Here is a 12,024-nt window from a genome sequence, read left to right on the forward strand (position 1 = left end):
TAACTTCCGATATAAGATCGATTTGACTGATGGTGGTTATTGGCAATGTCGATGGTTGAGCGGACTAGCGAAGCCCTCGGGCTGCGGCCGTGTCCTGTAGAATCGCCGCCTCGAGATTTTCCAGGGTGTTCCATCTATGCGTATCGGCCACGGTTACGACGTGCACCGCTTCGGCGAGGGCGACCACATCACGCTTGGCGGCGTGAGGATTCCACACAGGTTCGGGCTGCTGGCGCATTCCGACGGTGACGTACTGCTGCACGCTCTGAGCGACGCGCTGTTGGGGGCCGCGGCGCTGGGCGATATCGGCAAGCACTTCCCCGATACCGACCCGCAGTTCAAGGGTGCCGACAGCCGTATGCTGCTGCGCCATGTGCTGGCCCAAGTGCAGGCTAAGGGCTACGTGGTCGGCAACGTCGACGCCACGATCATTGCCCAGGCGCCGAAGATGGCACCGCATATCGATGATATGCGTGCGCTGATCGCTGCGGACCTGCAAGTCGAACTGGATCAGGTCAACGTGAAGGCCACCACCACCGAAAAGCTCGGCTTCACCGGGCGTGAGGAGGGAATCGCCGTTCACGCGGTTGCCTTGCTGGTCCGCCCATGACCGAAGACCAGTTGCTCGGGCCGCGTGCCCATGGCGAACCTTGCGGCAGTGCCGTACTGAAGGCGGTCGCGGAGGATTTCCAGGTAGACGAAGTGCTCGACATTCCGCTGTCGGGAGAGGGCGAGCACCTCTGGTTGTGGGTGGAAAAGCGCAATCTGAATACCGAGGAAGCCGCCAAGCGCATCGCCCGCGCCGCCGGCGTGCCGTTGAAGATGATCAGCTATGCCGGGTTGAAAGACCGGCAAGCGCTGACCCGGCAATGGTTCAGTCTGCATCTGCCGGGCAAGGCCGACCCCGATCTGGCCGCCGCCGAGAGCGACGGCCTGGCGATCCTCAAACGCACCCGGCATCAGCGCAAGCTGCAGCGTGGCGCGCACTCGGCCAACGGCTTCCGCCTGCGCCTGAGGGCATTGCAGGGTGAACACGCCGCGCTCGATGCGCGCCTGCAACGGATCAAGGTCAACGGCGTGCCGAACTATTTCGGCCTGCAGCGTTTCGGCTATGACGGCGGCAATCTGCACGGTGCGCGCGAGTACGCCGCCAAAGGTGAGCTGCCAGTGCAACGCAATCTGCGCTCGCGCCTGCTCTCAGCGGGGCGTAGCTATCTGTTCAATAAGGTACTCGCCGCGCGGGTTGCCGATGGCAGCTGGAACCAGGCAAGAGTTGGCGATCTGCTGGCATTCACCGACAGCCGCAGCTTTTTCCCGGCTGGGGCGGCGGAATGCAACGACCCGCGCCTTGCCATCCTGGACCTGCATCCAACCGGTCCGTTATGGGGAATTGACGGCTCGCCGGCGGGCGACGAAATACAGGCGCTCGAAAATGCTGTCGCCGCAACTGACTCAGCGCTCGTCAATTGGTTGGCGCAAGCTGGAATGAAGCACGAACGGCGCATTCTTCGCCTCCCCATCGGCGGTTTGTCGTGGCATTATCCCGAGCCTGACATTCTGCAACTGGAATTCGTCCTGCCGACCGGATGCTTCGCCACCGCCGTGGTGCGTGAGCTGGTCAGCCTGGCAGGGCAGACGGACATCTGATGCGTATTCTGATCGCCAACGACGACGGGGTGTATGCACCCGGGCTCGCCGCGCTTTATGACGCGCTGGCGGACTATGCCGAGTGCAAGGTGGTAGCCCCGATTCAGGACATGAGCGGCGCCAGCAGCGCGCTTACCCTGGACCGCCCGCTTCACCCGGTAAGCATGCCGAACGGCTTCATTGGCCTGAACGGCTCGCCCACCGATTGCGTGCACCTCGGCCTCAACGGCCTGCTCGAGGAAGCGCCTGATATGGTGGTCTCAGGCATCAATCTCGGCGCCAATCTCGGCGACGATGTGCTCTATTCCGGTACGGTTGCTGCGGCCATTGAAGGACGTTTCACCGGGCGTCCGGCTTTCGCCTTCTCGCTGGTATCACGCTCGACGGAAAACCTGCCGACTGCCGCTCATATCGCGCGCATGCTGGTCGAAAAGCACGACCAGCTGGAGCTGCCGCCACGTACGGTGCTCAGCGTCAACGTGCCAAACCTGCCCCTCGACCATATCCGCGGCATTCGCCTGACTCGTCTGGGGCATCGCAGTCGCGCCAAGCCGCCGGTCAAGCAAGCCAACCCGCGCGGCAAGGAAGGCTACTGGATCTCGGTGGCCGGTGACGTCGAAGACGGCGGGCCGGGTACCGATTTCCATGCGGTGATGCAGGGCTACGTATCGATCACGCCACTGCAGCTGGATCGAACCTTCCATGAGGCCTTCGGCGGTCTCGAAAGCTGGCTGGAGAGTGTGCTGTGAGGAATCGCGGACAAGACAGCCTGCTGCATGGCTCAGGGATGACCTCTCAGCGTACCCGTGATCGCCTCATACAGCGCCTCTACGAGGAAGGGCTGTCGAACCCCCAGGTCCTCGAGGTGATCCGTCGTACTCCGCGCCATCTGTTCGTCGATGAAGCACTGGCGCACCGTGCCTATGAAGATACGGCGCTGCCGATTGGCCACAATCAGACTATTTCCCAGCCGTTCATGGTTGCGCGCATGAGCGAGCTGTTGCTGGCCGACGGCCCGCTGGACAAGGTTCTGGAGATCGGGACCGGTTCGGGCTACCAGACTGCCGTGCTGGCGCAACTGGTCGAGCGGGTGTTCTCGGTCGAGCGCATTCAGGCCTTGCAGGATCGGGCCAAGGAGCGCCTGGTCGAACTCAAGCTGCGCAATGTGGTCTTTCGCTGGGGCGATGGTTGGGAGGGCTGGCCTGCGCTGGCGCCTTACAACGGCATCATCGTCACCGCAGCGGCAGCCGATGTGCCGCAGGCCTTGCTCGATCAGCTGGCGCCCGGTGGGCGACTGGTGATTCCAGTGGGTGCCGGCGAGGTCCAGCAACTCATGCTGATCATTCGAGAGGACAACGGCTTTTCACGCCATCTTCTGGATACCGTACGTTTCGTGCCGCTGCTCAATGGACCTGTGATTTGATCATTCAGCGGAAGGAAGCATGAAAAACGCTTTATTGTTGTACGCCAAAGGCATGGCCATGGGCGCGGCGGATGTGGTGCCCGGTGTCTCGGGCGGTACGGTGGCGTTTATCACCGGTATCTACGACGAGTTGTTGCGTTCGATCAGTGCCGTTCCTTACGCCGTTCGCCCGCTGCTGCGCGGGCGCCTCGGCGAAGCCTGGAAGACCGCCAACGCCAGTTTCCTGCTGGTTCTGTTTGCTGGTGTGCTGACCAGCATTCTCAGCCTCGCTCGATTGATCACCTTTCTATTGGAAGAGCACCCGATTCCAGTGTGGTCATTCTTCTTCGGTCTGATTCTGGTTTCGGTGCATCTCGTGGGTAAGGAAATCCAGCGGCGTAACCTCTCGCGTCTGGTGAGTTTCTGCCTCGGTATCGGTTTCGCCTACTGGATCACCGTTGCCGCGCCGGTGCAGTGGGGCAGCAGCAGCCTGAGCCTGTTCTTCGCCGGTGCCATCGCGATCTGCGCGATGATCCTGCCAGGTATTTCGGGCAGCTTCATTCTCGTGCTACTGGGCCTCTACCCGGTGGTGCTCGGTGCGGTGAGAAGCTTCGATATCGGTGTCATGGGGATCTTTGCCGCAGGATGCATGGTTGGGCTTCTGAGCTTTGCCAAGTTTCTCAGCTGGTTGCTCAAGCGTTGGCGTGACCTGACCCTGGCGTTTCTCACCGGCTTGATGCTCGGCTCGCTGAACAAGGTCTGGCCGTGGAAGGAGACGCTGACCTGGCGTACCAACTCCAGCGGGGAGAATGTTCCGGTGTTGCAGCAGAATCTGTTGCCCGGCGCCTATGCTGATCTCACCGGTCAGGATCCGCAGTTGCTGGCGGCAGTGCTGTTGGCCCTCGGCGGTATCGTGCTGGTGCTAGGGCTTGAATGGTTTGCTGGTCGACGTCAGCCGATGACCGAAGGCGTCTGACGTACTTGTCTATGAAAGGGAGCGGGCATTGAGGCTCACAGCAGTACCGCAGTGGATTCGCGACCCCATGGTCCGTTCGATGCTCGGCGTTCTGGTGATAACCGGAACGCTGGTTGGTTGTGCCTCGTCACCCCAGGGTGGAGGTGTGCAGGTCGTCGATCGCAACCAGCGCGACCGCGTCACCAGCGGCCAGTACATTGTCCGTCGAGGTGACACCCTCTGGTCCATCGCCTTCCGCTTTGGTTGGGACTGGCGTGAGCTGGCGCGGGTCAATGGTATTCAGCCACCACATGTCATCTATCCAGGACAGAAGATCCGCTTCGATGGCGGTTCGTCGCGTGTTGCGTCCGCTGCGCCACGGCCAGCACCGCAGCCTGCACCGGCGCCTGCTCCATCGAGTCCTGTGGTCGTCGCCACGCCGATACCGCGCCAGCCCGCTATCACCACGCCTTCAAGCCAGCCTCCAGCTGCTCCGCCGGCGAGCACTCAAGTGACGCCGGTCGCCCGTTCGGCAAGCGGTTGGGCATGGCCGGCGAACGGCGCAATCATCGGTCGATTCTCGTCAAACGGTAGTTTGAATAAAGGAATTGATATCGCTGGGGAATTAGGACAGCCTGTCCTGGCTGCTTCTGATGGAACTGTTGTGTACGCCGGTAGTGGATTACGGGGTTACGGCGAACTTGTGATCATCAAGCACAGCGATACCTATGTAAGCGCCTACGGACACAACCGCAGGCTGCTGGTGCGGGAGGGCCAACAAGTCAAGGCTGGGCAAAGTATTGCCGAGATGGGATCGACGGGAACCGACCGGGTGAAGCTGCACTTCGAAATTCGCCGCCAGGGCAAACCTGTAGACCCGCTGCAATATCTGCCAAGACGTTGACCTGTCGCCTGCCTGTTCCAGCACTAGGTTGGGCTTGAGCGTAGCCAGGGACCCGCGTCGCTTGGGCCTGTTGTCGAACTCGGAACAGGACAAGAATAAAATGGCACTTAAAGACCAAGCGCTGGAGTTTGACGTCGACGATGCGGTTCTGCTTATGGAAACGCCCATCCACCTCGACCAGAAAAGCAACGTGACCAGGGCTGCCACAGCAGGCAGACCCAAGGCTGCATCCAGCAAACAGCACAAGTTCATCGATTACAACCGGGCCCTGGATGCAACCCAGTTGTATCTCAACGAAATCGGCTTCTCCCCCCTCCTGACACCTGAAGAAGAAGTGCACTTCGCGCGCCTCGCTCAAAAAGGCGATCCGGCGGGGCGCAAGCGCATGATCGAAAGCAACCTGCGGTTGGTGGTGAAGATCGCTCGGCGATACGTCAACCGTGGACTGTCGTTGCTCGATCTGGTCGAGGAGGGCAATCTCGGTCTGATCCGCGCGGTCGAGAAATTCGATCCCGAGCGTGGCTTCCGTTTCTCCACCTATGCGACCTGGTGGATACGGCAGACCATCGAGCGGGCGATCATGAATCAGACCCGCACGATTCGGTTGCCGATTCATGTGGTCAAGGAACTGAATGTCTACCTGCGTGCGGCGCGCGAGCTGACCCAGAAGCTCGATCACGAGCCCAGCCCGGAAGAGATTGCCAATCTGCTGGAGAAGCCGGTTGGTGAGGTCAAGCGCATGCTGGGGCTCAACGAGCGGGTCACTTCGGTGGATGTTTCGCTTGGTCCGGACACTGACAAGACGTTGCTCGATACCCTGACCGACGATCGGCCGACCGATCCCTGCGAGCTGCTGCTGGACGACGATCTGTCTAACAGCATCGATCAGTGGCTTTCCGATCTTTCCGAGAAGCAGCGAGAAGTGGTGATCCGCCGCTTCGGGCTGCGCGGCCATGAAGCCTCGACGCTCGAGGAGGTAGGGCAGGAAATCGGCCTGACCCGTGAGCGTGTCCGCCAGATTCAGGTCGAGGCGCTGCGACGTCTTCGCGAGATTCTGGAGCGTAACGGCCTGTCGAGTGACGCGCTGTTTCAATAGAACTACTGTCGGGCTTGGCGCTGCCTCGCCCGACATCTCAGTTCCACAGCCAAACTCCCGCATTACCCGTCCAATGGTCGATCCATTGGATTAATCCGTTTTGTCCGATTCTCCGTTTCCGCTTCTTCGCTTGTAAGCATTCACTTACAAGCGCTGTAAGCAAAGCTCTCAAATTAGTCGCAGCAGCCGACGATCTCTGATTTTTTCTCGCTCTAAGTACCTGATAAACCGAATATTTATGGTCAGGGAGCGGTAGTCTGTACATTCCACTGCGGATAAGCGTCAGCTTGCTGGTCATCGGCCAATCATTAATATCGCACTCGTGCTCAGGGATTAGCGCGGCCTTCAGGACGAAGGTCAGGGACCATCGCAGGAAGCGGTGTCATCCAGGAAGATGAGAAGGGATATAGGGAACAAGGAAGGAGGCGGGCGGGGTCAAACCCGCCCCTTTTTTTTTGCCTGTAAAAAAGTCTCGCTGAACCGAGTGGCCGGGGTACGGCCTAAGGAATGGAGTCCATCAGCGGAGAGCGAAAATGAATGGCAACCAGCATAACGACCCGTCACCCGAAGAGCGCGACGACGTGGCCCGGCGGCCGGATGAGGCTGATGAAGATCAGCTCGATGAGGCAATCGAAGAGACCTTTCCGGCGAGCGATCCTATTTCGCCTTGATCGGATGGCTCAGCGCAGCAGGCCACGCTTTCGGCCTGTGCCATGCGTGCCAGGAGGGCTGGCATGACATGGCTGCGCAATAGTGGCGCGATGTCGTCCCGCTCGCACGGCGCTGCTTCCAACCAACCCATCTCCTCCAGCTCGGCGTGCACGGTCACCGCGCGAGGCAGCCGTGCGATGAATACATCAGCTTCCACCTGATGATCCGGTTCGTTGGCGGCTGGCGCCTGAAAGTGGCCCAATGGATCGAAATCATTGTCTTCGAGCGGCAGATCCAGTTCCTCTTGCAGCTCGCGTCGGAGGGTTTGCAGCGGTGTTTCGCCAATCTCGGCCTTGCCGCCTGGGAGCATGAAGAAGCGCGTCCCGCGTTTACGTACCACCAGGATGCGGCCGCACTCGTCCAGCAGGCATGCGATGGCGATTTTCAGGGTGGCGTTGGGCACTGACATCATCCTTCGGTCGTTCTGCAACGCGACCAGCGTTTTGCTGCGTCTATAACGCGTAAGCCGGTCTGCAAGGGCTGCTGGCAGTCGATTCGCAACCGAAAATCCAAGACGTGAATAGAAATCGACAAGCTCCGGTTTGCAGAATAGCCAGACCGGTCCTGCGCTGGACGCCACTGCGTTGCGCACCAGTTGCGCACCAATTCCGCGGTTTCGCTCCGTCGGGGTCACTAGCAGACCCGTCAGGAACTGCCCCTCTTCCACAGGTGTAAGGCACAGTCCTCCGACGATATCGCCACGCTTTGCTACCCAACATACGGCTTCGGTGCGTATGCGGTTTCGGCTGTTGTGGGCACGATAGAACTTCGCCAGCAAAGGCTGCAGGTGGTTCGGAAGCTGCGAATAGGCAAGTGCGGACATGGCCATCCCGGCTGTTTTCGAAGGCGCCAGTCTAGCGCTTGTACCCCGGTGGACGAACCTTCGCTGCATGAGTAATGCCGTTCATCCGCTCATTGCATCTTTTCCTCCGTCTGGGCGCTCTCACCCTGTAGCGCTTCCAACGACAGGAATAACAAGATGTTGGATCTACTGATCGTGCTTGCATTCATCGTTTACGGCCTCTCGGCAGGGATGCGTGCGCGCACCAAGGCATCACAAAGCCTCGACGAATACTTTCTAGCCGGACGCACCATCAAGGGCTGGCGTGCTGGCGTTTCGATGTCTGCCACGCAGTTCGCCGCCGACACGCCGTTGCTGGTCAGCGGTCTCGTTGCGACTGCCGGGGTTTTTGCGCTCTGGCGGTTGTGGATCTACGGTCTGGCGTTTCTGCTGCTGGCCTGGGTATTCGCTTCGGGTTGGCGTCGCGCCGGGGTGCTCACCGATGCGGAGCTCACGCGCGTGCGTTACAGCGGGCCTGCCGTCGTCCCTCTGCGATTGTTCAAGGCCATCTACTACGGCACGGTAATCAACTGCGTCGTGCTGGCGATGGTGCTGGTGGCGGCCATTCGCATCGCCGAAGTGTTCCTGCCCTGGCACGAGTGGCTGCCGGGCGGGGTCTACGCGGTGATCACGGGAGCGGTCGAATCCAGCGGGATCCGCTTGGGTGAGAGCATCAGCGGGCTCGATCAACTGACGACCAGCACCAACAATCTGATTTCGATTCTGCTGATCCTCGCCTTCACCGCGATGTATTCCATCACCGGTGGCTTGCGAGCGGTGGTGCAGACCGACGTGATGCAATTCAGCGTGGCCATGCTCGGTACGCTGGCATACGCCTGGTTCGTCGTCGATGCCGCGGGGGGCCTTGGCGGGCTGACGGACCGCATCGTCGAGCTCTACGGCAGTGAGCAGGCGGCCAAGATGCTGTCGTTCGCGCCGCCCAGCAACGCAGGCGAGGCGCTGATGCCGTTCCTGGTGATCGTCGGTCTGCAGTGGCTTTTCCAGATGAACTCCGATGGCACCGGCTACCTGGCGCAGCGCAGCATGGCCTGTCCGACGGATCGCGAAGCGCGTATTGCGGGCCTGGTGTTCACCTGGCTGCAGATTTTCCTGCGCAGTCTGTTCTGGCTGGCCATCGCCATCGGCTTGCTGGTGCTCTATCCGTTCAGCCCTGAAGAAATGAACGGGGAGGGCTTCACCGCTGCCCGCGAGGCGCTGTTCGTCACTGGCATCGATGAACTGCTACCGCCGGGCTTCCGCGGGCTGATGCTGGTGGGCCTGTTGGCCGCCTTGGCGTCAACGGTCGATACACACCTGAACTGGGGCGCTTCCTACTGGAGCAATGATGTGTACGGTGGTGTCGTCGCGCCAAAATTGCTCAAGCGCAAGCCGAAGGACAAGGAGCTGGTGCTTGTTGCCCGTTTGTCCAACGTGCTCATCCTGCTGATCGCGATGGTCATCATGGCGAACCTCGGTTCGATCCAGACGGCATGGTTCATCTCACTGCTATTCGGCGCGGGCATGGGCTCGGTGCTGGTGCTGCGCTGGTTGTGGGAGCGCATCAACCTGTACTCCGAGCTGACCGCAATGGTCACGTCCCTGATCACGGCACCGCTGCTGCTCTACTTCCTCGGCACGGATCCGGAAAGGGAGTGGATTCGCCTGGGCATCATGTCACTGGTGACCTGTAGCGCCGCGATCCTGGTCAGCTACGTCACGCCACCGACTGATCAGCAAACCCTTGACCGCTTCTACCGCAGGGTCCGCCCGTTCGGCTTCTGGGGAAAAACTGCTACACGCTGCGGCGTAACCCGTCGTGACTCGATCAAGGCTCTGGGTGCACGCCTGTTTGCAGTTGTAGTGACTGCCTTGTCCGTATTTACGCTATTGATTGGTGTAGGGCGGCTGTTATTCCCGCAACCGGGCGGCAGTGCACTTCTGGCGTGGATATGCATTGCGGTTGGCTTGGCCTTGATGCCTGTCTGGATGTACTTGGCATTCAGTCGGTACTTCGATGATTCGCGCGAAGAAGATGTGCCTGAGTTGCAATTGAAACACGCAGATGTCGCTGGCTGATATGGAAGTTGGAAATTTGTCGGTCAATATTCGCTGATGGCGATTCGATATCTAAGGGTGGCGATACATGATGTCATGGCGATATTGTATGTATACATAAATGATAAGAATCATCGCATTAGAACATTTTTCTCCTGTTTTCCATGAAATATGGGTCATTCGTCGATTCTTTGGGCAACCATTGCTTTTACATGCTTGTCTCAGGACTACGCATTTTTATTGCGTATACCGACAAGCATAAATAGAGGTGCCGTCATGAACCGAATCTTCAAAACTACATTGATGATCGCTGCGATGCTCCCGGCTATTGCCGGAGCAGCTCCAATGACGGGTGACAAGGAAATTACCCTGGGTGGCGCGGGCAGCAGTGATAAAGACTTCGACGATACCATCTTCTCCGTTCAGGGAAGTTGGGGTCAGTATCTGAGCGAGTCTTCATTATGGGGTGTTCGACAAACCGTCAATGCCCGTGATACCGAAGGCGAAAGCGTCAAGTTCGACGGGTCAACCAGGGTCTTCTACGACTACCACTTCGGTACCGGCAAGGCGCGGCCTTTCATTGGCGCGAGCATCGGCGGGGTCTACGGCGACCGCGTAGACGAAACCTTCATGGCGGGGCCGGAAATCGGCTTTAAATATTGGGTTCAGGACAAGACCTTCATTACCGCGATGGCGGAATATCAGTTCCTGTTCAAGAGCGGCAGTGATGCGCAGGATCGTTATGATGACGGTGTGTTCCTCTACAGCATCGGTATTGGTTTCAATTACTGATCGAAGCATGCGCGATGCCCGTTGTGGCATCGCGCAAGTTCAGAGCTACCGTAACTAGCGTTTCGCTTGTTAGCAGTCGATGGCTCAGCCCTCGACCAGTTGCTGAAGAAAGTTCTTCAGAGCAACTCCGGGTTCGTCGTCTTCGGATGCAATCATGCGAATCCCCCATTGTCGTAAGACTTCTTCCTGTACCGGGTTGGGTTTGTGTGAGAACACATAGGAAATCGGCCTTACACCCAGCGCTTCATGCTCGTTCCATATTTTCGACAGCTTGTGGAAGAGCAAACGGATATTGGTATCCGAAAGGCTATATCCAATAAACAGAACGGCCTTGCTTAGCGTGTCAGCACGCAACTTGATATCCAGCGGAGTCTCGAATTGCAGGCGCTGGTAGTAGCTGGTTTCGTCGAGCACGATCGAGGCGTCATCATCGAAGTCGCCATGAAACTTCACGATCTGCCTGACCCCGTCGCGCGCCTTGGTCAGGTCGCTGGCATTGGCGATCTTCACATAATCGACCGCATGCGCTTCATGAGCATATTCGAGCCATCGGTCATAGTTGGTGGTGTAGATCGCGGGAAAGCGCCCCTGGACGATCAGCCGATGGATTTCCGAATCTCGTATCTCGATGTTGCGGTGCCATTCGCGGTCCATCCAGCTGCGCAGTGGGCCGATGCTGCCTTTCTTGATCCGGTAGTACTCCGCCAGCGCAAGGAAATTGCCATAGGTATTGAACACCTCGGGGTCGTAATCAAGCTGCACGGCAATTTCGTCGATCAGGTCCTTCCAAGGTGGGAGGCCGATGTTGGCGGAAACGCCTGAGCCGACGAACAGAATCAGGCGATTGTTGCGGTACGCATCGCGGAGCTGGTCCATGCCTTAGGACTCCCGCAGAAAGGTGACGAAGGCATCCAGTGCGCGCCGGCGCATGGACAATCCGTTCTTCTGCTTGCCCAGCTGCGCGAACGTCTCGTTCTGCCCATCGGGGATGAATACATCGTCCCATTCGAAACCACCGTGACCTGCAGGGGACGATGAAATACGTCCGGCAACGATGCCCTCGAAGAAGTGCCGCTTGCGACCGTCGCAATAGCCGATCAGGGTTCGTGCTTCTGCCGCGGGGTCGTCGAGTCGCCCGATCAGCTCGGAGAATCGCTTGGCTTGCAGGCGATCCCAGAATATCTGCGTCAGGCCACCGGGAAAGCCGTTGAGGCTGTTGACGAACAGCCCGGTATGCTCGACGAAGACCGGCTTACCGATCAGTTTGAATGCCGTCAGGAGCTTATCGCTCACCAGTTGCTGCAGGTCCTCGGTGCGCAGCTCCTCGATACGGATCGGGAAGGGTTTCACCTCGATCCCGCTCGGCTCGAGGATCTCGCAAACCTCGCGGATCTTCTGCTGGTTGATGGACGCAAAGCGGATTTTCATAAGACGAACCAACTCCGGTTGAACGGCGGGCTGGTGCTACCGCGGCAACGGCCGCCATGTCTGTATGACGCGAGGCGGGTGGCTCGGTTCGCCTTTGAGCGGATGACTGGAACGAGCCAGCGCAAGCCTGCGGCCCGGTTCGGCGCAACGGACATGATCTATCGACGGGGCTGGGGCTGGCGTGAGGCCCAAT

The 12,024-nt window shown here is 59.3% G+C and carries 12 protein-coding genes; 9 read left to right on the forward strand and 3 right to left on the reverse strand.

Annotated features, from left to right (window positions below; all coding sequences use genetic code 11):
* The first annotated feature begins 136 nt into the window (after positions 1-136).
* The 7 genes from ispF to rpoS all read left to right on the forward strand — a co-directional run bounded on the left by ispF (position 137) and on the right by rpoS (position 6,004).
* Entirely contained in the window at positions 137-610 is a 474-nt protein-coding gene (gene ispF, locus BHD08_RS14755) for a 2-C-methyl-D-erythritol 2,4-cyclodiphosphate synthase (protein ID WP_015277570.1), read from the forward strand.
* Positions 607-1,647 carry a tRNA pseudouridine(13) synthase TruD gene (gene truD, locus BHD08_RS14760; RefSeq protein ID WP_015277569.1) on the forward strand — a complete coding sequence of 347 codons (1,041 nt, stop codon included), beginning with the start codon at positions 607-609 and terminating at the stop codon, positions 1,645-1,647. The genes ispF and truD overlap by 4 nt, the downstream gene beginning before the upstream one ends.
* Complete coding sequence (gene surE, locus BHD08_RS14765; RefSeq protein WP_015277568.1) at positions 1,647-2,396, forward strand: 5'/3'-nucleotidase SurE; 750 nt, start codon at positions 1,647-1,649, stop codon at positions 2,394-2,396. Before truD ends, surE begins: the two co-directional genes overlap by 1 nt.
* Before the next feature lie 38 nt (positions 2,397-2,434).
* A complete protein-coding gene (locus tag BHD08_RS14770; RefSeq protein WP_041756691.1) occupies positions 2,435-3,070 on the forward strand; it encodes a protein-L-isoaspartate(D-aspartate) O-methyltransferase in 636 nt (211 codons plus the stop codon).
* 19 nt (positions 3,071-3,089) lie between these two features.
* Positions 3,090-4,025, forward strand: a complete 936-nt coding sequence (locus tag BHD08_RS14775; RefSeq protein ID WP_015277566.1) for a DUF368 domain-containing protein — start codon at positions 3,090-3,092, stop codon at positions 4,023-4,025.
* 67 nt (positions 4,026-4,092) lie between these two features.
* Entirely contained in the window at positions 4,093-4,908 is an 816-nt protein-coding gene (locus BHD08_RS14780; RefSeq protein WP_041756689.1) for a peptidoglycan DD-metalloendopeptidase family protein, read from the forward strand.
* Between the two features lie 100 nt (positions 4,909-5,008).
* Entirely contained in the window at positions 5,009-6,004 is a 996-nt protein-coding gene (gene rpoS, locus BHD08_RS14785) for an RNA polymerase sigma factor RpoS (RefSeq protein WP_015277564.1), read from the forward strand.
* Between the two features lie 613 nt (positions 6,005-6,617).
* Here rpoS and BHD08_RS14790 read toward each other — a convergent pair.
* Positions 6,618-7,538, reverse strand: coding sequence for a GNAT family N-acetyltransferase (locus tag BHD08_RS14790; RefSeq protein ID WP_125023180.1), 921 nt, complete (start codon positions 7,536-7,538; stop codon positions 6,618-6,620).
* Positions 7,539-7,694: 156 nt separating this feature from the next.
* Between BHD08_RS14790 and BHD08_RS14795 the strand changes: the two genes are divergently transcribed.
* Together BHD08_RS14795 and BHD08_RS14800 are read left to right on the forward strand one after the other, a co-directional pair.
* Positions 7,695-9,632, forward strand: coding sequence for a sodium:solute symporter family protein (locus BHD08_RS14795; protein WP_125023182.1), 1,938 nt, complete (start codon positions 7,695-7,697; stop codon positions 9,630-9,632).
* 255 nt (positions 9,633-9,887) lie between these two features.
* Positions 9,888-10,403: a hypothetical protein gene (locus BHD08_RS14800; protein ID WP_125023184.1), complete on the forward strand. Its 516-nt coding sequence runs from the start codon at positions 9,888-9,890 to the stop codon at positions 10,401-10,403.
* A gap of 84 nt (positions 10,404-10,487) precedes the next feature.
* On the opposite strand, the gene BHD08_RS14805 is transcribed toward BHD08_RS14800, so the two are convergent.
* Positions 10,488-11,279, reverse strand: coding sequence for an SIR2 family protein (locus BHD08_RS14805; RefSeq protein ID WP_015277559.1), 792 nt, complete (start codon positions 11,277-11,279; stop codon positions 10,488-10,490).
* Positions 11,280-11,282: 3 nt separating this feature from the next.
* On the reverse strand, positions 11,283-11,831 hold the full coding sequence (locus BHD08_RS14810; RefSeq protein ID WP_015277558.1) for a non-canonical purine NTP pyrophosphatase: 549 nt from the start codon (positions 11,829-11,831) through the stop codon (positions 11,283-11,285).
* Positions 11,832-12,024: the final 193 nt, after the last annotated feature.

Source organism: Pseudomonas sp. SCT (genome assembly GCF_003864275.1).
Classification (GTDB): Bacteria; Pseudomonadota; Gammaproteobacteria; order Pseudomonadales; family Pseudomonadaceae; genus Stutzerimonas; species Stutzerimonas stutzeri_AE.

Bases quoted from the DNA above. Each gene is read 5' to 3' on its own strand.
- ispF (WP_015277570.1), top strand. From the start codon at position 137: ATGCGTATCGGCCACGGTTACGACGTGCACCGCTTCGGCGAGGGCGAC.
- truD (WP_015277569.1), top strand. From the start codon at position 607: ATGACCGAAGACCAGTTGCTCGGGCCGCGTGCCCATGGCGAACCTTGC.
- surE (WP_015277568.1), top strand. From the start codon at position 1,647: ATGCGTATTCTGATCGCCAACGACGACGGGGTGTATGCACCCGGGCTC.
- BHD08_RS14770 (WP_041756691.1), top strand. From the start codon at position 2,435: ATGACCTCTCAGCGTACCCGTGATCGCCTCATACAGCGCCTCTACGAG.
- BHD08_RS14775 (WP_015277566.1), top strand. From the start codon at position 3,090: ATGAAAAACGCTTTATTGTTGTACGCCAAAGGCATGGCCATGGGCGCG.
- BHD08_RS14780 (WP_041756689.1), top strand. From the start codon at position 4,093: ATGGTCCGTTCGATGCTCGGCGTTCTGGTGATAACCGGAACGCTGGTT.
- rpoS (WP_015277564.1), top strand. From the start codon at position 5,009: ATGGCACTTAAAGACCAAGCGCTGGAGTTTGACGTCGACGATGCGGTT.
- BHD08_RS14790 (WP_125023180.1), bottom strand. From the start codon at position 7,538: ATGTCCGCACTTGCCTATTCGCAGCTTCCGAACCACCTGCAGCCTTTG.
- BHD08_RS14795 (WP_125023182.1), top strand. From the start codon at position 7,695: ATGTTGGATCTACTGATCGTGCTTGCATTCATCGTTTACGGCCTCTCG.
- BHD08_RS14800 (WP_125023184.1), top strand. From the start codon at position 9,888: ATGAACCGAATCTTCAAAACTACATTGATGATCGCTGCGATGCTCCCG.
- BHD08_RS14805 (WP_015277559.1), bottom strand. From the start codon at position 11,279: ATGGACCAGCTCCGCGATGCGTACCGCAACAATCGCCTGATTCTGTTC.
- BHD08_RS14810 (WP_015277558.1), bottom strand. From the start codon at position 11,831: ATGAAAATCCGCTTTGCGTCCATCAACCAGCAGAAGATCCGCGAGGTT.